This window comes from Paraburkholderia sp. RL17-337-BIB-A (assembly GCF_046025895.1).
In the GTDB taxonomy this organism is placed as follows: Bacteria; Pseudomonadota; Gammaproteobacteria; order Burkholderiales; family Burkholderiaceae; genus Paraburkholderia; species Paraburkholderia fungorum_C.
In genome coordinates this window covers 3,349,920-3,368,309 of record NZ_JARESY010000001.1, presented here as the reverse complement: position 1 = coordinate 3,368,309, position 18,390 = coordinate 3,349,920, and the positions used below count along the sequence as shown (strand labels likewise).

Here is an 18,390-nt window from a genome sequence, read left to right as displayed (position 1 = left end):
GCGGTTTCGCATGCTTCCTCATTCACGCTTTCGGGCTTTCGAGACGCGATGCCACACGTATTGATTGTCGATGACGATGCCGGTACCCGCGAGGCGCTTTCCGCCATCATCGGGGAAGACGGTCTGACCACCGCCACTGCGGGCGATTTGCGCGAAGCGCGCATTCAACTGGTCCGGCAGATGCCGGACGTTGTCTTTACCGATCTGAAGCTGCCCGACGGCAGCGGAGTCGATCTGTTTGAAGATCTCGATCCGCGCTCCGGCGTGGAAGTGATCGTGATTACGGGCCATGCCACGGTGGAGTCGGCGGTCAACGCGCTGAAGATGGGCGCCACCGACTACCTGGTGAAGCCGATCAACATGCAGCGCGTGAAGGCGATTCTCTCGCGGCTGCCGCGCGCCGGCGACCTGAAGGCGGAAATCGGCACGTTGCGCGGCGAGTTGCGCCGCATGGGCCGTTTTGGCTTGATGCTCGGCAATTCACCGGCCATGCAGGAGGTCTACGACCAGATTGGCCGCGTTGCGCCGACGGCGGCCTCGGTCATGCTGGTGGGCGAGTCGGGGACCGGCAAGGAAGTTGCCGCTCAGACACTGCACCAACTCAGCTTGCGCCGCAAACACGCGTTCCTTGCGGTGAACTGCGGTGCGATCTCGCCGAACCTCATCGAATCGGAGATGTTCGGTCACGAGCGCGGCTCGTTTACTGGCGCGGACCGTCAGCACAAAGGCTATTTCGAACGCGCGAACGGCGGCACGCTGTTCCTTGACGAAATCACCGAAATGCCGATTGAGTTGCAGGTGAAACTGCTGCGTGTGCTGGAAACTGGCATGTTCATGCGGGTCGGCACGACCAAGGAAATCGAAACGGACGTGCGACTGATCGCGGCGACCAACCGCGATCCTGAGCAGGCGGTGTTGGAAGGCAAGTTGCGGCTCGATTTGTACCATCGTCTGAATGTGTTTCCGATCAGCCTGCCGCCGCTGCGCGACCGGGGTAAGGATGTGGAGTTGCTCGCGCAGGCGTTTCTTGACGAGCTCAACGAGCGTCACAGCACGAAGAAGCATTTCCCGGCCGCGGTGAAGGAAATGCTGATGTCGTATCCCTGGCCGGGTAATGTGCGCGAGTTGAAGAACTACGTGCAGCGCGCGCACATCATGTCGGGTTCGGATTCGGACAGCACGGCGACGGTGCCGTTGCAGATCACATTGTCGAAGCCGGCGGCGGGTACGGCGATTACGATTCCGTTTGGGACCTCGCTTGCCGAAGCGGACCGTCAGTTGATTTTGGCCACGCTTGAGCAATGCGGGGGTGTGAAGACGCGGGCTGCTGAGATTCTTGGTATTAGTCTTAAGACTTTGTATAACCGGCTTGTTGAGTATGGGAATGATGCGCGTGATGAGGGGGATGCGGCTGACGAGCCGCGGGCTTTGAAGGGGGCTGATGCGTGAGGGTTTTTTTGCCTCCGGCAGTGCGCTTTGTGTGTTTGCCTACGGCGGTGGGTTTGGTTTGGTTTGTTTGCCTACGGTGTTGGGCTTTCCTTGAGCTGGTTGCTCGTGCGGCGCTTGTTGTTTGTCTTCTTATGGTGTTGGCCTTTCCTTGTTTTCTTATTGGTCTATTAGCGTCGCCCCTGTGCGGGGCAGGCACCTACTTTTCTTTGCCTGCTGCAAAGAAAAGTAGGCAAAAGAAAGCAGCTCAAACCGCAAATTCTTAAGTGGGTCCCCCGCGCAGTCGCGGCAGTGGTGCATCTGGAATCTGTGTTCTCGCACACTCCGCGTCAGTGACACAGCAGTCATACTTCCGGCGACGCTGCGCGCGCCGTAGCGGTACTTGATCAAACACGTGTGTTGTTGCCGACACTCAGCGGCAGTTCAGCAAACCATGCACTGTTGCTGAGGCTCGATGGCAGTTCAGCAAACCGCGCATTGTTGTTGATGCTCGGCGGTCGTTCAGCAAACTGCGCGTTGTTGTTGAGGCTCGATGGTCGTTCACAAACCGTGGGCTGTGGTTGAGGCTTGACGGCAGTTCCGCAAACCGTCCACGTTTGTTGATGCTCGACGATCGTTCACAAACCGTGGGCTGTTGTTGAGGCTCGGTGGCGGTTCAGCAAACATGCACTTTTGTTGCCGCTCGGCGGCCGTTGAGCGAACCTTGCGCTGTTGCTAAGTCTTTGCGCCAGGTCGGTAACCGTGCTCCGTGGTTAAGGCTCCGTGGAAACTTAGTAAAACCAACGTTGTTATCGTTCTCTGCTGCTTCATTAGGCCAATAGCTGCTTCCTTTGTTTGGGTGCGCCAGCGCGGCCGCTAGGTGTTGATGCGCTTGGCGGGGCACCCAAAAGGCCATCCGGTATTTTCAGCGTATCGCCGAGGCGAAGCCGATGGCCCACTGCCCCAAACGAAGCCACTGGTTTGCATGATGAACCCTTCCGGCGAGCACGCAGGGCAAGGCGGGAAGTATGAGCGCCTTGTCACTCACGCCGAATGCGCGAGGGCACAGATTCCGGATGCACCACTACCGCAACTGTGCGGGGGACCCGCTTATGCGCTGGCGGTTTGAGCTGCTTTCTCTTGCCTACTTCTCTTTGCAGCCGGCAAAGAGAAGTAGGTGCCGCCCCGCACAGGGGCAACGCTAATAAACCAATAACAAATCAAGGAAAGGCCAACGCCGTAGGCAAAACAACCAAAGCGCGCCGCGAACGCAAACCCATCTACAAAAAACGGCCGAAGGCAAAAACCACCGGCACAAGCCTTGCTGCCATCCAGAAGACAGCAAAAACCGGAGGATAACTAACATGCCGGAATACACCCTCGCGCCCGCGCTTCCCTTCTCGAAGCACGCTCACCGCCCAGAGCCGATCGAACCGCCGTCGCCGTCGCCGGCACCCAACCCCGGCGAACCCGACACCATTCCAAGTCCTTCACCGACTCCCGACCCAATCGAACCCGTTGCGCCGCCGATCGGCGATCCCCCACCACAGCCCACGCAAACGCCACAAGCCAGTCCCCGTCCGCCTTCGCATCGATCGAGCATGCAACTCTGACGCGTTCTGTGCGCTGCGCCACATACCGGCGCAGCAATTTTATGTACTTGTTACAAAGCCGGCGCATCTTTTACCGGCAGTTTACCGTCGCGACCCCTAGACTGTATTAATGCCGCTCCCGATAGCGGCGGGCTTCCCCTGGAGGCATCGATCATGAGACATCCAGCACTGCGCCGTTCCGCGCGCCACTCGAAACGCGATTCCCGGCCGGCCAGCAGCAAGAACGGTCCGCCCGAAGCGCAAGACCCCTCAGCGCACGACCCCTCAGCGCAAAACCGCGTCGCGCCCGACGCGCCGCCAGACGGCGAGTACAACCAGGGCGGTGTGCGTCCCGAAGGACTGGAGTATCAGCGCGATCTCGGCTCGGAACAGGACGCTTAAGCTCGTGGTTACCGGTAAGAACGGTTCCGATTTTGCCATGTAAAGCAGCAAAAAATTCTTCGCGGCGCTTCGAAGTCGCGAGTTTTCGCTCGCCTGTCACATTTGCACACATTTTTATTCCCAGCGTCTCAAAAAACGGCACGCGATTTGCATACCCCCTTTTGGCACTTATCAGTACGCAACGAAACAACTGACCAGATGGAGCACCAATGAGCAGACTGATCGTGGTATCGAATCGTGTCGCGCCGACGCAGGAAGGCCGTCCCTCGGCGGGGGGCCTCGCGATTGGCGTGTTGGACGCGTTGAAGGAAACCGGCGGAGTCTGGTTCGGCTGGAGCGGCGAGACGGTGAACGAGCCGTCCCCTCCGGTGATCGAAAAGCAGGGCAACGTGACCTACGCGACGGTGGGCCTCACCAAGCGCGACTACGACCAGTACTATCGCGGCTTTTCCAACGCGACACTGTGGCCGACCTTCCACTATCGCAACGACCTGTCGCGCTACGATCGGCAAGAATACGCGGGCTATCAGCGGGTCAACGCGACGCTCGCCAAGCATCTCAAGGCGCTGCTCAAACCCGACGACATCATCTGGGTGCACGACTATCACTTGCTACCGTTCGCGCGCTGCCTGCGTGAGCTCGGGGTGAAAAATCCAATCGGCTTCTTCCTGCATATTCCGTTTCCAGTTCCGGAAGTACTCCGGACAATTCCGCCGCACGAAGAGCTGGTCAAGGCAATGTGCAGCTACGACGTGGTCGGCTTTCAGACCGAGGCGGACCGTCAGTCGTTCGTCGACTTTATCGAGCGCGGCCAGCACGGCACCTCGAGCGAGGACGGCATGGTGCACGCGTACAACCGCTTTCTGAAAGTGGCGGCGTACCCGATCGGCATCTATCCGGACGCGATCGCCAAAGCCGCTGAGCAGTTCACCGACCGCAAGCCGGTGCGCAGCCTGCGTGACGGTATGCGTGGGCGCAAGCTGATCATGAGCGTCGACAGGCTCGATTATTCGAAGGGCCTCGTGGAGCGCTTTCAGGCGTTCGAGCGGTTGCTGTTGAATGCGCCGGGTTGGCACGGCCGTGTATCGCTGGTGCAGATCGCGCCGCCGACTCGCGCCGATGTGCAGACCTATCAGCGCATCCGCCAGACGCTGGAGGGTGAAGCCGGCCGCATCAATGGCCGGTTCGCGCAACTCGACTGGACGCCGATTCAATATCTGAACCGCAAATACGAGCGCAATCTGCTGATGGCGCTGTTCCGTCAATCGCAGGTCGGCTACGTGACGCCGCTGCGCGACGGGATGAATCTGGTCGCGAAGGAGTATGTCGCCTCGCAGGATCCGGCCGATCCGGGTGTACTCGTGCTGTCGCAATTCGCCGGCGCGGCCGAGCAACTGCCGGGCGCACTGGTCGTCAATCCGTTCGATCTGTCGCAGATGGCCGAGGCGCTGGAGCGCGCACTGTCGATGCCGCTCGCCGAACGGCAAGCGCGGCATGCGGACATGATGGCGCCGATGCGCGAGAACAATCTGTCGGTCTGGCGCGATACGTTCCTGGGCGATCTGCGCAACGTCGCGACGGCCTCTTCCGTGACGGCCAAAGCGGTAAAGCTCGCTGACGTGACGGCATCGTCGTAACGGCCTCAGTGGCGGCGCGGATTCTTTTCGGAGGCCGCGCGCGCTGCTCACGTCGAACTATTTGCGGATGAATGAAGCATTAAAGAAGGGCGCGGACCGCTGCACGCGATTCGCGCCCTTGTTGCATTGCTCGCAACACGCTCACGCCGCTTGCACATTCACGCGCTGCATCACCCGCAGCGTGCTGACCACGGCGGCGACCGCTGAAAAGCACGCAGCCACATACAGCACGACAGTCGGCCCATGCTGGGGCGCGATGCCGAAGATCAGCGCGACCAGTGCCGCGCCGAGCGTCTGTCCGGTCAGGCGCGCGGTGCCGAGCATGCCGCTCGCACCGCCGCTGCGCTCGCGTGGCGCGGCCGACAGGATGGTGCGGTTGTTCGGCGACTGGAAGATCCCGAAGCCCGCACCGCACACCGCCATGCGCCACGCGATCTGCATCGGCTCGGGATGTGCGCCGAGAGTGGCGAGCAGCAACAGGCCCGCGGTCATCGCAACAAGTCCGACGCCGCCGAGCCAGCCTGACGACACCTTGTCCGCCAACACACCCGCAATCGGCGCGGCGATGATGATCACCGCCGGCCACGGCGTCATCAGCAAGCCGGTATCGACCTGTGAGAAACCGAGCGTGTCCTGCAAGAGAAACGGCAGCGATACGAAGGCCAGCATCTGCGCGCAAAACGAACACACCGAGGTGCCGATCGACAGCGCGAACACCGGAATCCTTAGCAAATCGATCGGCAGCAGCGGCGCGGACTGGGTCAATTGACGACGCACGAAGAAATAACCGATCACGATCGCACCGAGCGCCTCCGCGACGACCCAGCCGAGGCGCTCACCGTGGCCGAGACCATCGACGGCAAAAATCAGCAGGCCGAACACGAATGCGTTCATCACCGCACTCAGATAGTCGTAGGGCGACTCGTGGCCGGGATTCATCGGCAGCGCCTTGAAGCCGCCTACGATCGCCGCAATCCCGATCGGCACATTGATCGCGAACAGCCATGGCCACGAGGCGACGGCGAGCACCCCGGAAGCGACCGTCGGTCCGACCGCGGATGACACCGCAACGACCATCGCGTTGATCGCAACGCCGCGCCCAAGCTGCGCGGGCGGAAAGATCATGCGCACGAGCGCGGTGTTGACACTCATGATGCCCGCCGCGCCGAAACCCTGGACCACGCGGGCGAGCGCGAGCGTCGGCAGCGAGGTGGACAACGCGCAACCGAACGACGCCACCGTGAACAGGATCAGCCCGGCCAGATAAATGCGCCGATAGCCGATACGGTCGCCGAGCGACGCAAGCGGCAGCAGCGAAATGGTGATGGCGAGCTGGTAAGCATTGACGACCCAGATTGAGCCGGCTGCGCTCGCTTGCAGATTGCGCGCGATGGTCGGCAGCGCGACGTTGGCGATTGCGCTGTCGAGCACCGCCAGCGTGAGGCCGAGCGCGATAACCAGCATGGCCCAGTAGCGTTGCGGGATCGGCAAGCCTTGTTCCGTGTTATCCGCGAACGGTGTGCCGGTGCCCAGGGGGGCGCCTGAAGCGGCATTGGCCGGCGTCGAACCGTCCTTGCGCGATGGTTGTGCGTGCATCGTTTTTTTGATTTGGAGTGAGGCGGCTCATCGACCCGACGATGAACCGCGCGCGCTGCCTATTGCTTTCGAAAGACAAGACGGCGCGCGGCGACGATGCCGACGCCGCATCAGCGCGCCGGCATCGGGTCTTACGCGTTATTTGAGCTCGTACAGACCCGTGTGGGTGGTCGAATCGAGTTCATTCAGATGCGTCATGAAGCGTGCGACCGCATTGGTGGTGTCCGCATTGATCGGCAGATGCGGCACCTTCAGCGCATGCAGGCGGAAGATGTAGCGATGCGCCTTGTCGCCGCGCGGCGGCGCGGCGCCACCGAAGCCGACCGTGCCGTAATCGTTGCGTACCTGCAGCGCGCCTTGCGGCAGCAGCGAGCCGTCGGCCTTACCGGCGTTGCGCGGCAGCGAGCGGGCATCGGCCGGAATATTGACGATCACCCAGTGCCAGAAGCCGCTGCCGGTGGGCGCGTCCGGATCGTGGACGGTGAGTGCGAAGCTTTGGGTGTCGGCCGGCGGTGCGTCCCATTGCAGCGCGGGCGAGATATTCTCGCCGTCCACACCGAAAGCCTTGTCGTGATACTCGTGGGCTTTCGGCATAAAGCCGTTGGTGGGGAACTCGTCGGACCAGAGACGGAAATCAGCCATTGTGTGCCTCCCTTCGTGAGCGGTTCTGGGATGGTTAGCTAGTCGAGTGTATCACCAGCGGCTTCGAGATTCGCTCGGATCGGACGAACTAAACGCAGCTTTCAACCGCGTTCCTCGAAGCTCGGCGCGTCGCTCTTCAACCACTCGACGAGCCGCTGCAAGACGCCTTCGATATCGCGATTCGCACCACGCAACGCGCATTCCCACACCACCCCGACGCGCCAGCCGCTCGCGAGCAAGGCCGCCTGAACCTTGTCGTCGTTGCTGCGATTGCGGCCGATCTTGTCGCGCCAGAATTCCGGCCGCGTTTGCGGCCATTTGAAAAGATGACAGTCGTGACCGTGCCAGAAGCAGCCGTGGACCAGAATCACCGCGCGGTAGCGCGGCAGCACGATATCCGGGCGGCCCGGCAGATCGCGCGCGTCCAGACGGAAGCGAAAGCCACGGCCATGCAGCAGGCTGCGGATCAGGACTTCCGGTTTCGTGTTGCGGCCGCGAATGCCGGACATCATCCGGCTACGCGTTGCGCTGTCGACGATATCGACCATCGTCAGCGCCTGGGTAATGAATCAGGCCGCTCAGGAATAGAGCGAAAGGGTTTGCTTCGAACCATGCTGCGTTTCCTTGGCGAGCAGGATTTGCACGTGCGGCAGCATGATACGCGCCACTTCCCGCATCACTGGCATGACGACGCTGTTGCCGAATTGCCGGTAAGCCTGCGTGTCGCTGACCGGAATCCTGAAGGTATCGGGAAAGCCCATCAGCCGGGCACATTCGCGCGGCGTGAGGCGCCGTGGCCGCAACTGTTCGCCCTGATAGACCAGAATCTCCGAGCCGTCCTTGTGATAACGCGCGGAGAGCGTGCGCGTGACGCTGTCGGGATAGGCCATGCCGAAACCGAAGCCATTGCCTGCCGCGCGATGCTTCGCTGCGTAGTTCTGCAGATAGGTCCAGAGATTCGGCGTGAGCGTGTACTTCGGTTGCACGCGTTTGGCGGCGTGGTCGAAGAAGCGATCGTGGTCCCAGGGGAGCACAGGTTCGCTGCCATCCGTGCGATGCAGGATCGAGCCGAGGCGCGGGCCATTTTCCGGCAGACGCAGATCGTCCCAGGAAAACGACGTCTTGCCGCGAAAGCCGACGATGATGATGCGCTCGCGATGTTGCGGCGTGAAATGCTGGCCGTCGACCACACGGTAGTGCACTTCATAGCCGAGCTCGTCGCGCAGGGTCTGCAGGATCACGTCGAAGGTACGGCCTTTATCGTGCGAGAGCAGATTTTTCACGTTCTCCAGCAGGAACGCTGCCGGCCGTTTCGCCGCGATGATGCGCGCAACGTCGAAAAACAGCGTGCCTTGCGTCGTGCACTCGAAACCGTGCGGCCGGCCCAGCGCGTTTTTCTTGCTGACGCCGGCAATCGAAAACGGCTGGCATGGAAAGCCGCCGAGCAGCACGTCGTGGCTCGGCACTTCTTCGGCGGGAAACGAGACGATGTCGCCGATCAGCGCGTGCTCGCCGTCAGCCGGGTAGTTTTCGCGATAGGTCCTGGTGGAGAAATCGTTCCACTCGCTCGTGAAGACGCAGTCGCCGCCGTGTGCCTCGAAACCCATGCGAATGCCGCCGATGCCGGCAAACAGATCGATGAAGCGGAACTGGGCGCCGGCCGTGGCGGCACCGGCCTTGGCCCGGGCACTGCTCTGCAGCAGATCGCGCAAGGCCGGTTCGAGCATCGACGGACACGGTGTTTCGCCTTTTTCCCAGCGGCGTACCGTTTTGATGTCCTTGCCGACGTGCGCGGCGATTTCGCGTTGAGTGAAGCGGGCGCGCGCCTGTCTGAGCAGATCGAGCGGTGCGGCGAGGGTCACGGAGGTCCTTGCTGGGAATTTTTGCGGACATTATGACCTAAGGTCGTCCCTTTTTCCTATTTTTGCCGTCGACGGGCAGAAAATTTGCGATAAGCCAGGACTGGCTTCGCCTAAATGCGATGCCACAGTTGGCCTAAATGCGGGTGTCACAGTTGGACGTGTAGGCTGGCGGTGTGACGCGAATTCCCCGCGTTGCGACGTGTTCCGGCCGCGACAGGGTTCGCGGCCTTTTTTTAGCTGGGAAACAGTGAGACTGGCCGACGTGGAAGGCCGGCCATCAAGACCTGCAGCGTCTCAGCCAGAACGGCTGGCGCTCGCGAGGTGCGGCGGCTGGGACAGTGCGGCGGCTGCCGGGGCCAGCGCAGCGCCCCACACGGGTTCGGCTTCGAACTGGTCGATCTGGAGCAGGAGGCTGTCGACCGTGCACAGTTGCGCGTGAGACAGGTGGCCGGAGTCGAGCAACTGATATAGACGCTTGCGCCAGTAGGTGGGCGGCAGAATCGGACCGCCCAGATCGCCGTGTAAAGACGGCCGCATCACGCGCCCGATATGCGCGATGTCCCGATCGATCAGCGTCGCCTGGGATGACCCCGTCAGCGTAATGAGTGTGCGTTCCATAGCCCCTCCATGGCACCTTTACGGCAGGCGGCGGCGGGACTTTAGGGCTTTTGTTAAATATTTCTGCGGCCGTGTACTTCGGGCGCAGTGGGTCGACGGCGGCCGCGGGCACACCCGTTGCTGAACACGGTTACTGGCGTAATGTCGCGCCGGCATTCCAGATAGCGGAGCCGAACATGAACAAAGACCAGGTGAAGGGTGTGGGCGAGCAGGTCAAGGGCAAGGTCAACGAAGCGGTCGGCAAGGCCACCAACAACCCCGGCAAGGAGCTTAAGGGCGACCTGCAACAAGGCGCCGGCAAAGTACAAAAGGCCTATGGCGATGCTAAAGAAGACGCCAAGGACGACGCAAAGCGCAACAAGCCGTAATCTGGCTTGCGATGTCGCTTGACGGGAAGAGGCGCTTCGGCGCCTTTTTTCTGTCTTAGCCTGGGAGTAACCCGGGTTCGGCGCCGTGGACGCGCCGCGCGCCGTGCGTCGCCATTAGACTTGGCGCATCCAACAGCAAGGAGGCGCCCATGACCCCCGAAAAAGTGCTTTCGATGTTCGAACGGCAGTACCTGGAGGGCAAGGCGCCCATCGACCTCGAAACCACCTGTGCGAGCTTCGCCAGCTGGCTGGCGGCAACGTGGGAACAACTCGACGGCGAGCAGAAGACGCTGCTGTTGACGGTGGGCGCGGCCTTGTGGCGCGAAGGCTATAACCTGCGCGCCGGCGCGGCGACGAAGGATTTGTGGTGAGCCTTTTGGGGTCCTGGTGTCTCGGTGCGGGGATCTGGCGATGGGGTGATGCGGAGAGCTGGCGATGAGCTGATGCGGTGATGTAGTGATGCGGTCGAGAAGAGCTGCGCGTGGCCCTGTTCGCGACGGGATGTTTTGAGGCGAGCTCGCACGCGTTGTGCTGGGTCGGTTTATATTTGGCGGTCGCGCGTTCGGGTCTTGCTTTTCGGTCTTCCGGCCGATCGCTGATCCCGATGCGATTCCAATTTCCAGCTGCTGCTCTCGTACAAGGGTTACCTCACTACCATGACCGATCTCTCCGCCTTCCCGATCACGAAGAAATGGCCTGCCGAGCATCCGGACCGGATTCAGCTGTATTCGCTGCCGACGCCCAATGGCGTGAAGGTGTCGATCATGCTCGAAGAGACCGGTCTGCCGTATGAGCCGCATCTCGTGCGCTTCGATACGAACGATCAGATGTCTGCGGAGTTTTTGTCGCTGAATCCGAACAACAAGATTCCGGCGATCATCGATCCGAACGGCCCTGACGGCAAGCCGCTGCCGCTGTTCGAATCCGGCGCGATTCTGATTTATCTGGCAGACAAGGCCGGCAAATTGATTCCGCAGGATGCCGCTGGCCGCTATGAAGCGATCCAGTGGGTCATGTTCCAGATGGGCGGCATCGGGCCGATGTTCGGCCAGGTCGGTTTCTTCCACAAATTCGCCGGCAAGGAATACGAAGACAAACGTCCGCGCGACCGCTACATCGGCGAAGCGAAGCGGCTGCTCGGAGTGCTGGAGCGGCAACTCGAAGGACGTGACTGGATTCTGGGCGATGCCTACTCGATTGCCGATATCGCTACCTTCCCGTGGGTGCGCAATCTGATTGGTTTCTACGAAGCAGGGGACCTGGTTGGGATTGACGACTTTCCGAATGTGAAGCGCGTGCTCGCTGCGTTCGTCGCGCGTCCGGCGGTGGCGAAGGGATTGGAGATTCCGAAGCGGCCTGCGTGAGGCGGGCCAGCAGTATTAGTCGATCCAGGCCTTCCGTGCGCTCGCCGCGTTTGGCCGTTTATCGGCGCTCGCGTCGCGTGGGTGCCGATGGCGGTGGGAAGTGGTGAGCGGCAATTGCCAGCCTGTGATGGCCATTCACGTTCGACGCGCCGGCACGCCGTGGATTCAAACCGCGACTCAATGCCCGTACCCGCCATAGCCACCGCTGTCGCCGCCATAGCCACCGCTGCTGGCGCCGCTGCCATAGCCGCCGCTGCCATCGCTACCGTTGCCGCCGCCATACCCGCCGCCATAGCCACCGCCGCCATAGCCACCGTTGCCATAGCCACCGTTGCCATAGCCGCCGTTGCCGCCGCCATAGCCCCCGCTGCCCCAGCCATCAATGCTGCCGTAGCCGGACGCCGGCGCATAGTCGAGCCCATAAGTGTATCCGGGGTCGGCGTATCCGTAGCCCGCAGGATAGGCGACGCAGCCTGACAGCGCGGCCGCCAGACTAATAACTGTCATAAGCCTTAGCATGTTGTACTCCTTATCATATTGAACCCCTCAGTATGGGCACCCCCGTTAAAACATAAGATTAGGGATGCTTGACGAAGTTCAGGGAGAATTGTCCCCGCAGATTAAGGGCGCGCGGAGGGAGCAAGTGAAGATTCTTGCGACTTGTCGGCAAGTATCTTGTTGCGATCCGATATGCTATTCCATTCGCACGTTATCTCGTCAGACGCTGAATGTGTCATATCCGCGCGGGCTTCCGTTGAAGCCCGGGAATGACGACGAACAGCAGCTCGCCGGTGCTGTATCTGGGCTACGTGAGCCAAAGCTTCTTCGAGCAGTTCCCGGAATGGCGCATGTACATCGAGCAGTAGGTGCTGTGCGTCCGGTGCAGACCTGGCGGATCACCGACGTGTTTGTGGCGAATAAGAGCGGGGAGGTGCACATGAAGCACGCCGGAATGGAACCGTGCATCAACCATCACAGACAATTTCGTATCGATCCCGAGCCATTGATGAATCCGTCGCGGGGGATTTCCAACGTCTACGACCTCTATACGGATCCTGAACTTTTCCAGGACATGCTTGCGTGCGCGGATAAAGACAACCGATGAGGTGCTATCGATGCCCCCTTCAGAAGTGGCGGCGAGCTCGGCGGTCCGTGTTGGGTTTGCCCACATCCACGCGGCTTACGCTCCGTGATCGGTTCGGTGGCAGCGGCCGGTCGCCGATGAGTTGTGCCACTACGCGGAAACAGAGCAGCTCGGCACGGGCGTCGTCAAAAGTCCGCGCCTTCATGATTCGTCGATCGGGACATTGAACTGATTGCCGCAGGTAGGACATACTACCGGTTCGACGCTGCCCTGAGCCGGTAACGCGGCAAGTGGCTGTTCTTCGCCCGCGAGGAAACAGACGGGGCAGGGAAACGCCTCGTGCGGTCGTAGGTGGTGCCAGCGGTCTACGAACCGTTGGACCTCCATCTGCGGCGCGCCGATCGCCTCGAGATGATCCAGCAAGACGTGGAAAAGCGGGGCATTCTGCATGTCGCCTCCCTGGGCGGTATGCGAATATGTTACCCGGACGTACATGAGAACGGGTGTCATGCCTCCGCGGACCTGAGTTGTCACCGTGTAGTGCCCATCCCCGGGCGGCGTGACATCGGATACGGTCTGCAGGCGGCGAGCATGGTCAGGCTCGCGAAAGCTATTTTCGTTTTCATTGTGTGGTCCCGATCGTGTTCTGGATTGTGCCGTCCCATACTGCCGTCAGCAGGCGCAAGCAATGATACGGTCGATCCGCTCCATCGGGATCAGACCGCATCTGTTGAACGAAAGCTTCCCGGCTTCATCAGGTTGCGCACAGTCGAGCGGCTTAAGTAAAGCATTTCGGCGGCCTGCAGGATCGTCGCAGGGCAGCCTATCCTTTGAACTGCGCGGCTTGAGCGCGCCCGACGTAGCGTCTTGTCGTCGGCCCGAACACCTTCCCGAACTTAAGGAACAGGTGCAGTTGCGCTGGCCGCGCAGAACCGCAGACGCGCTGGAACCGGTGGAACGCCGGTTGTCGGTGCCACGTACCTCGGCGGCTCACGAAATCGGGCGGCATACACGCAACACTATCGAAGACGGAAGGCTGACTACGCGCCGACACATCGACGCGCCGGAGTCGGGCTCGCAGCGTTCTCGCTGTGATCGCTAAATAGCTCGCCAGTGCCGAGGTGTCACCGTCGAACTGGTCGAACATGTGGTAGTAGGCAACCGCCTCGGAGAACTGGGCGCGGATGACGTCTGCCATCCCGGTGGCCTCTTGCGCCAGTTGCAGCGCGATTTCGGGTTCGCAGGTTTGCGGGGCCGATAGGCGAGCGGAGACAGCGTTTGCCCGAAAGTCCCCGTCGTCGTCGCGCTCGTCCTGATCCAGGCGGACCGCGAAGCGCATTGCGCGGTTCACGAAGCGGCCGAACAGCTTGTGCAACCGGGCAACGATCGTTGCCTGAATTTCGTCGTCGTCAGGCTCGATATCGGTGCCACGTTCCGCTTTGATCTCCTCGGCGATGATCCAGGCGTGGCTTTTCAGGTCGTCGACCGACTGTTCTCCACGCGTCAGGCCGGCTATATGCCGGAGTTGCTTAAGCATCGGCGAGATGAGTCGATCGAAGAAGGACGCTTCGTGTCGTTGGGCCATGGCACCGCCTTTCGGGGGAGAGGGAGGCTGGATCCGCGCTGCGACGGTAGTTTATTCCGGTGCCGGGACACTTGATGTGCGGCTATCGAGCACGCCAGCGCCGTCGATTCCATCGCGGCGCTTCGATTTCAGCGATCGGCTTGGCGCCGATCTTCGGGAACCATCGACTTCGAGCGAATTGATCACCTTGCCGGCGTAGACCTCCGTCCAGCCAAGTGCTCGCGCGCTTCACCTCCTTTTTTGCCCCGACGGGTCGATGCTACTGGCCAGCAGTTTCCGTGCTGCGACGCACCGCTCACGCGCTTCGGCAAGCGACACCTCTGGGTACACGTCGAATGCCGCCCGTTTTTCCTTGTCTACGAAGCGATATTTCATGCGCCAGTAGCGGGACCCGTTCGGCATGACCTCCAGATAGAGGCCTTTACCGTCGACGAGCCGGTACGATTTGTCCGCTGGCTTCGCCTTGCAGACCTGCATGTCGCTTAGCGGATTGATGTGCTTAGGCACCTTGGGGGGCATCGGTGGGGGCATCGAAAGGATGCCCCCACCGATGCCCCCCAAGAATCTGGCTTGTATTGCGCGAGCGTGGGCAATGATGGGCAGCAAAAAGCCCCGCAGTTCAAAGGCCTACGGGGCTTTTATGGGCAATCTCGGGTGATGCTGGGAAGCGAGTTGGTCCCCCTGACAGGAATCGAACCTGTATCTAGCGCTTAGGAGGCACTTGTTCTATCCATTGAACTACAGGGAGAGGGACCGAACCAAAATAATCGCTGCAATCCCGCCAACCAACAACCTCAGGCAGAGACCGGGCGAGTCCAAATTCGCCAGCGAGCGCAGAGTATATCAAACACGCCCAGCCGCGAGGAGGGCGGCAAAGCCCGTCCCACCAAGCAAACGGCCCAGCGGGCATCACCCGCTGGGCCGCACGAACCGCCCGGCGCACTACATCAAGAAGCGCGCCCCGGTTCAATCGAGCTCACTCAGAATTCCACCACCGCGAACTCCGCCTTGCTGACATCGCACAGCGGGCAGCGCCAGTCGTCCGGAATTGCGGCGAAGCGCGTGCCCGGGGCGATGCCTTCTTCGGGAATGCCTTCTTCTTCGTTGTAGATCCAGCCGCAAATCAGGCAGACCCAGCTCTTATATTCAGTCACTTCGATTACTTCGCTCACGACGTACTCTTCTTTGGTTCAATGCAATGATCCGCTCAGTCTGCCCCTTTTTTGGGCACGGCGGCGACCCGCAATATTACCGGAATTTGTCAAATGGACCGCCAATTGCCGATGCGGCATCTGCCGCAAAGCGCCCGAGACGTGCCCGGGCCCGCCTGACGGCCCCTGTCATACACAGCGTGTATGCTCTGATTCGCAGCTAATCTTTTAGACAGGCGCGCCGGGCGCCTGGCATGTATTGCGACGATCGGCCTCGGACAACTGGCGCCGCCCTGCGCGCCTGCACGGCGCGCGCACGACTCTCGTTTCCCAACAAGGAGAAAAACGATGTTAAGAAACAAATGGTTGGCCGGCACGGTACTGGCCGGATTGCTCGCCGTATCCGGCGCGGCGCAGGCCGCCGGCGTGTCTTTCGTGCAGCCGGCGGACGGTGCGACCGTCAGCAACCCGGTGCATGTGGTGTTCGGCGTCGACGGCATGAAAATCGCGCCGGCCGGCACGATGACGGAAGGCACGGGCCATCATCACCTGCTGATCGACGGCAAGCCGCTTCCCAAGGGTGAAGTGATTCCCGCCACCGACAAATCGCTCCACTTCGGCAAGGGCCAGACCGAAACCGATCTGACGCTGCCGCCGGGCGACCACACACTGACGCTGCAATTCGGCGACGGCGCGCATCGTTCGTACGGGCCGGAAATGAGCAAGACCATCACGGTGCACGTGAAGTAACCTGCACGCCTGAGCGGGCCGGGCGTGTGCAAGCACCGTCCGGCCGCGTCCTCCGTTTGTATCTGGCTCGAGCACGGCCTGAGCATGGCTTACGCGCAGTCGGATCCTGTCTACGTCAGACTTGCATGCGGTTCGTCGCCATTTTTCAAGCCGGCCATTCAGCCTATCTCTACCGGCATACAGGCACCCGCCCGCGCGCCCGGTACAATGAGCAGTTCCGACTCATCGCTGCCTTCTCCAATTCTCCATGTCGCTTTACACCATTACCGGGGCCCAACTGGCGTTCGGTCACGTCGCGTTGCTCGATCACGCGGATTTTTCTCTCGAAGCGGGCGAGCGCGTTGGGCTGATCGGCCGTAACGGCGCGGGCAAGTCGTCGCTGCTGAAGATCGTCGCCGATCTGAGCAAGCCTGACGACGGCCTCGTCACGCGCCAGCAGGGTTTGACGAGCGTCTACGTGCCGCAGGAGCCGGAGTTCGATACGGACGACACGGTATTCGACGCGGTCGCCGCCGGCCTCACCCACGCCCGCGCGCTGCTGGATGAATACGACGTGGTCGCCAATCAGCTAGCCGACGAGCCGGAAGGCCCTGCACACGACGAACTGATGTCGCGCATGAACACGCTGCAATCGGCGCTGGACCATTCGGACGCCTGGAACTGGAGCACGCGCGTGGCCACCACGCTGCAGCAGATCGGTCTGAATGGCGAGGCGCGGGTCGGTTCGCTGTCGGGCGGCATGCAAAAGCGCGTGGCGCTGGCGCGCGCGCTGGTCGTGCAGCCGGATGTGCTGCTGCTCGATGAGCCGACCAACCACCTGGACTTCGACGGTATTCGCTGGCTTGAAGACCTGCTGGTCTCGCTGCGCGCGGGTCTGCTCTTCATCACCCACGACCGCGCGTTTCTCGACCGTGTCGCTACCCGCATCGTCGAACTGGATCGCGGGCGTTTGTTGTCGTATCCGGGCAATTTCAGCGCTTATCAGACCAGGAAGGCGCAGCAGCTTGAAGTCGAGCAAGTGGAAGCGGCCAAGTTCGACAAGCTGCTGGCGCAGGAAGAAGTGTGGATTCGCAAGGGCGTGGAAGCGCGCCGTACGCGCAGCGTCGGCCGGATCGCGCGGCTCGTGCAGATGCGCAATGAGCGCGCCGAGCGCCGCAACGTGCAGGGCAACGTCAAGCTCGACGTGGGCCAGGGCGAGAAATCCGGCAAGATCGTCGCCGAACTGACCGACGTGACCAAGCGCTATGGTTCGCGCACGGTGGTCGACAACTTCACGGCTACGGTGATGCGTGGCGACAAGATCGGCTTCGTCGGTCCGAACGGGGCGGGCAAGACCACGCTGCTGAAGATGATCCTCGGCGAATTGCCGCCGGATGCAGGCACGGTGCGCATCGGCACCAATCTGCAGGTCGCGTACTTCGACCAGATGCGCGCGCAACTCGATCTGGACAAGAGTCTCGCGGATACGATCAGCCCAGGCAGCGAATGGGTCGAAGTCAACGGCCAGAAGAAGCACGTGATGAGCTATCTCGGCGACTTCCTGTTCGCGCCGGAACGCGCGCGTTCGCCGGTCAAGTCGCTCTCGGGCGGCGAGCGGAACCGCCTGTTGCTGGCGCGTCTGTTCGCCCGGCCGGCCAACGTGCTGGTGCTCGACGAACCGACCAACGACCTCGACATACCAACGCTCGAATTGCTCGAAGAACTGCTCACCGAATATGACGGCACCGTGCTGCTGGTCAGCCACGATCGCGCGTTTCTCGACAACGTCGCGACTTCGGTGATCGCTTCGGAGGGCGGCGGCAAGTGGCGCGAGTATGTCGGCGGCTTTACCGACTGGCAGATTCAACGCGACCGTTCGCAGCAGATGGCGCAGGACGCACAGAAAGAAGCGGCCAAGGAAGTGGTGGCATCGAAGGATACCGGCACGGCGCGCAATACGCAGCGCGCCGTCAAGCTGTCCTTCAAGGATCAGCGCGAGCTGGAGGCGTTGCCGGCGAAAATTGCCGCGCTCGAAGCCGAGCAGAAAACCATCGGCGCTCAACTCGAAGACGGTTCGGTCTTCGCGAAAGACGCTCAGGAAGGCACGCGTCTGACCGAGCGTTACGCCGCGATCGAAGAGGAATTGCTGATCGCGCTGGAACGCTGGGACGAGCTGGAAAACAAGCGCAAGTGAGGCACGGGGGCGGCGCGATCCGGGTTTGCGCCGACGTCATGCTGACGCCTGGGGCCGGGGCTGCGTCAACGAGGTCTCATCGCGGTCTCATGACAGGCCACACGCGAGCGCTGCCCCTTATCCAAACGGCCAATCCCGCAT

The 18,390-nt window shown here is 61.6% G+C and carries 20 protein-coding genes and 1 tRNA gene; 10 read left to right on the top strand and 11 right to left on the bottom strand.

Features of this window, described 5'->3' with window-relative positions:
• Positions 1-48 precede the first annotated feature (48 nt).
• The 4 genes from P0D84_RS15135 to otsA all read left to right on the top strand — a co-directional run bounded on the left by P0D84_RS15135 (position 49) and on the right by otsA (position 5,056).
• A complete protein-coding gene (locus P0D84_RS15135; protein ID WP_408337616.1) occupies positions 49-1,449 on the top strand; it encodes a sigma-54-dependent transcriptional regulator in 1,401 nt (466 codons plus the stop codon).
• Between the two features lie 1,340 nt (positions 1,450-2,789).
• A complete protein-coding gene (locus tag P0D84_RS15130) occupies positions 2,790-3,038 on the top strand; it encodes a hypothetical protein (RefSeq protein WP_408337614.1) in 249 nt (82 codons plus the stop codon).
• 153 nt (positions 3,039-3,191) lie between these two features.
• Positions 3,192-3,419, top strand: a complete 228-nt coding sequence (locus P0D84_RS15125; protein ID WP_179736906.1) for a hypothetical protein — start codon at positions 3,192-3,194, stop codon at positions 3,417-3,419.
• 209 nt (positions 3,420-3,628) lie between these two features.
• A complete protein-coding gene (gene otsA, locus P0D84_RS15120) occupies positions 3,629-5,056 on the top strand; it encodes an alpha,alpha-trehalose-phosphate synthase (UDP-forming) (protein ID WP_408337612.1) in 1,428 nt (475 codons plus the stop codon).
• Positions 5,057-5,197: 141 nt separating this feature from the next.
• On the opposite strand, the gene P0D84_RS15115 is transcribed toward otsA, so the two are convergent.
• The 5 genes from P0D84_RS15115 to P0D84_RS15095 all read right to left on the bottom strand — a co-directional run bounded on the left by P0D84_RS15115 (position 5,198) and on the right by P0D84_RS15095 (position 9,774).
• Positions 5,198-6,652, bottom strand: coding sequence for an MFS transporter (locus tag P0D84_RS15115; RefSeq protein ID WP_408337610.1), 1,455 nt, complete (start codon positions 6,650-6,652; stop codon positions 5,198-5,200).
• Positions 6,653-6,790: 138 nt separating this feature from the next.
• Positions 6,791-7,294 carry a YbhB/YbcL family Raf kinase inhibitor-like protein gene (locus P0D84_RS15110; RefSeq protein ID WP_179736910.1) on the bottom strand — a complete coding sequence of 168 codons (504 nt, stop codon included), beginning with the start codon at positions 7,292-7,294 and terminating at the stop codon, positions 6,791-6,793.
• Between the two features lie 101 nt (positions 7,295-7,395).
• Entirely contained in the window at positions 7,396-7,842 is a 447-nt protein-coding gene (locus P0D84_RS15105; protein ID WP_408337607.1) for a very short patch repair endonuclease, read from the bottom strand.
• A 30-nt stretch (positions 7,843-7,872) separates the two neighbouring features.
• Positions 7,873-9,156: a DNA (cytosine-5-)-methyltransferase gene (gene dcm / locus P0D84_RS15100; protein WP_408337605.1), complete on the bottom strand. Its 1,284-nt coding sequence runs from the start codon at positions 9,154-9,156 to the stop codon at positions 7,873-7,875.
• A 294-nt stretch (positions 9,157-9,450) separates the two neighbouring features.
• On the bottom strand, positions 9,451-9,774 hold the full coding sequence (locus P0D84_RS15095) for a hypothetical protein (RefSeq protein ID WP_408337603.1): 324 nt from the start codon (positions 9,772-9,774) through the stop codon (positions 9,451-9,453).
• 176 nt (positions 9,775-9,950) lie between these two features.
• Here P0D84_RS15095 and P0D84_RS15090 point away from each other — a divergent pair, with 176 nt between their 5' ends.
• From P0D84_RS15090 to P0D84_RS15080, 3 genes are all read left to right on the top strand, one after another.
• Positions 9,951-10,142: a CsbD family protein gene (locus P0D84_RS15090; RefSeq protein WP_408337601.1), complete on the top strand. Its 192-nt coding sequence runs from the start codon at positions 9,951-9,953 to the stop codon at positions 10,140-10,142.
• Positions 10,143-10,291: 149 nt separating this feature from the next.
• On the top strand, positions 10,292-10,513 hold the full coding sequence (locus P0D84_RS15085) for a hypothetical protein (protein ID WP_408337599.1): 222 nt from the start codon (positions 10,292-10,294) through the stop codon (positions 10,511-10,513).
• Between the two features lie 285 nt (positions 10,514-10,798).
• A complete protein-coding gene (locus tag P0D84_RS15080; protein WP_408337597.1) occupies positions 10,799-11,506 on the top strand; it encodes a glutathione binding-like protein in 708 nt (235 codons plus the stop codon).
• 177 nt (positions 11,507-11,683) lie between these two features.
• On the opposite strand, the gene P0D84_RS15075 is transcribed toward P0D84_RS15080, so the two are convergent.
• Positions 11,684-12,025, bottom strand: coding sequence for a hypothetical protein (locus tag P0D84_RS15075; RefSeq protein WP_408337595.1), 342 nt, complete (start codon positions 12,023-12,025; stop codon positions 11,684-11,686).
• Positions 12,026-12,347: 322 nt separating this feature from the next.
• Here P0D84_RS15075 and P0D84_RS15070 point away from each other — a divergent pair, with 322 nt between their 5' ends.
• Entirely contained in the window at positions 12,348-12,611 is a 264-nt protein-coding gene (locus P0D84_RS15070; protein WP_408337593.1) for a hypothetical protein, read from the top strand.
• Between the two features lie 180 nt (positions 12,612-12,791).
• On the opposite strand, the gene P0D84_RS15065 is transcribed toward P0D84_RS15070, so the two are convergent.
• The 5 genes from P0D84_RS15065 to P0D84_RS15045 form a co-directional block, all read right to left on the bottom strand.
• On the bottom strand, positions 12,792-13,040 hold the full coding sequence (locus P0D84_RS15065) for a hypothetical protein (protein WP_408337591.1): 249 nt from the start codon (positions 13,038-13,040) through the stop codon (positions 12,792-12,794).
• A gap of 373 nt (positions 13,041-13,413) precedes the next feature.
• Complete coding sequence (locus P0D84_RS15060; protein ID WP_408337589.1) at positions 13,414-14,175, bottom strand: hypothetical protein; 762 nt, start codon at positions 14,173-14,175, stop codon at positions 13,414-13,416.
• Positions 14,176-14,403: 228 nt separating this feature from the next.
• Positions 14,404-14,694, bottom strand: a complete 291-nt coding sequence (locus P0D84_RS15055) for an Arm DNA-binding domain-containing protein (RefSeq protein ID WP_408337587.1) — start codon at positions 14,692-14,694, stop codon at positions 14,404-14,406.
• A 154-nt stretch (positions 14,695-14,848) separates the two neighbouring features.
• Positions 14,849-14,923, bottom strand: a tRNA-Arg gene (locus P0D84_RS15050).
• Positions 14,924-15,155: 232 nt separating this feature from the next.
• A complete protein-coding gene (locus tag P0D84_RS15045) occupies positions 15,156-15,347 on the bottom strand; it encodes a rubredoxin (protein ID WP_408337585.1) in 192 nt (63 codons plus the stop codon).
• A 327-nt stretch (positions 15,348-15,674) separates the two neighbouring features.
• Between P0D84_RS15045 and P0D84_RS15040 the strand changes: the two genes are divergently transcribed.
• Together P0D84_RS15040 and P0D84_RS15035 are read left to right on the top strand one after the other, a co-directional pair.
• Positions 15,675-16,076 carry a DUF4399 domain-containing protein gene (locus tag P0D84_RS15040; RefSeq protein ID WP_408337583.1) on the top strand — a complete coding sequence of 134 codons (402 nt, stop codon included), beginning with the start codon at positions 15,675-15,677 and terminating at the stop codon, positions 16,074-16,076.
• A 247-nt stretch (positions 16,077-16,323) separates the two neighbouring features.
• Positions 16,324-18,249, top strand: a complete 1,926-nt coding sequence (locus tag P0D84_RS15035; RefSeq protein WP_408337581.1) for an ATP-binding cassette domain-containing protein — start codon at positions 16,324-16,326, stop codon at positions 18,247-18,249.
• Positions 18,250-18,390 lie beyond the last annotated feature (141 nt).

Excerpts from the sequence above, each read along its gene's own strand:
- P0D84_RS15135 (WP_408337616.1), top strand. The coding sequence starts at position 49 with ATGCCACACGTATTGATTGTCGATGACGATGCCGGTACCCGCGAGGCG.
- P0D84_RS15130 (WP_408337614.1), top strand. The coding sequence starts at position 2,790 with ATGCCGGAATACACCCTCGCGCCCGCGCTTCCCTTCTCGAAGCACGCT.
- P0D84_RS15125 (WP_179736906.1), top strand. The coding sequence starts at position 3,192 with ATGAGACATCCAGCACTGCGCCGTTCCGCGCGCCACTCGAAACGCGAT.
- otsA (WP_408337612.1), top strand. The coding sequence starts at position 3,629 with ATGAGCAGACTGATCGTGGTATCGAATCGTGTCGCGCCGACGCAGGAA.
- P0D84_RS15115 (WP_408337610.1), bottom strand. The coding sequence starts at position 6,652 with ATGCACGCACAACCATCGCGCAAGGACGGTTCGACGCCGGCCAATGCC.
- P0D84_RS15110 (WP_179736910.1), bottom strand. The coding sequence starts at position 7,294 with ATGGCTGATTTCCGTCTCTGGTCCGACGAGTTCCCCACCAACGGCTTT.
- P0D84_RS15105 (WP_408337607.1), bottom strand. The coding sequence starts at position 7,842 with ATGGTCGATATCGTCGACAGCGCAACGCGTAGCCGGATGATGTCCGGC.
- P0D84_RS15095 (WP_408337603.1), bottom strand. The coding sequence starts at position 9,774 with ATGGAACGCACACTCATTACGCTGACGGGGTCATCCCAGGCGACGCTG.
- P0D84_RS15090 (WP_408337601.1), top strand. The coding sequence starts at position 9,951 with ATGAACAAAGACCAGGTGAAGGGTGTGGGCGAGCAGGTCAAGGGCAAG.
- P0D84_RS15085 (WP_408337599.1), top strand. The coding sequence starts at position 10,292 with ATGACCCCCGAAAAAGTGCTTTCGATGTTCGAACGGCAGTACCTGGAG.
- P0D84_RS15080 (WP_408337597.1), top strand. The coding sequence starts at position 10,799 with ATGACCGATCTCTCCGCCTTCCCGATCACGAAGAAATGGCCTGCCGAG.
- P0D84_RS15075 (WP_408337595.1), bottom strand. The coding sequence starts at position 12,025 with ATGCTAAGGCTTATGACAGTTATTAGTCTGGCGGCCGCGCTGTCAGGC.
- P0D84_RS15070 (WP_408337593.1), top strand. The coding sequence starts at position 12,348 with ATGGCGCATGTACATCGAGCAGTAGGTGCTGTGCGTCCGGTGCAGACC.
- P0D84_RS15065 (WP_408337591.1), bottom strand. The coding sequence starts at position 13,040 with ATGCAGAATGCCCCGCTTTTCCACGTCTTGCTGGATCATCTCGAGGCG.
- P0D84_RS15060 (WP_408337589.1), bottom strand. The coding sequence starts at position 14,175 with ATGGCCCAACGACACGAAGCGTCCTTCTTCGATCGACTCATCTCGCCG.
- P0D84_RS15055 (WP_408337587.1), bottom strand. The coding sequence starts at position 14,694 with ATGCCCCCCAAGGTGCCTAAGCACATCAATCCGCTAAGCGACATGCAG.
- P0D84_RS15040 (WP_408337583.1), top strand. The coding sequence starts at position 15,675 with ATGTTAAGAAACAAATGGTTGGCCGGCACGGTACTGGCCGGATTGCTC.
- P0D84_RS15035 (WP_408337581.1), top strand. The coding sequence starts at position 16,324 with ATGTCGCTTTACACCATTACCGGGGCCCAACTGGCGTTCGGTCACGTC.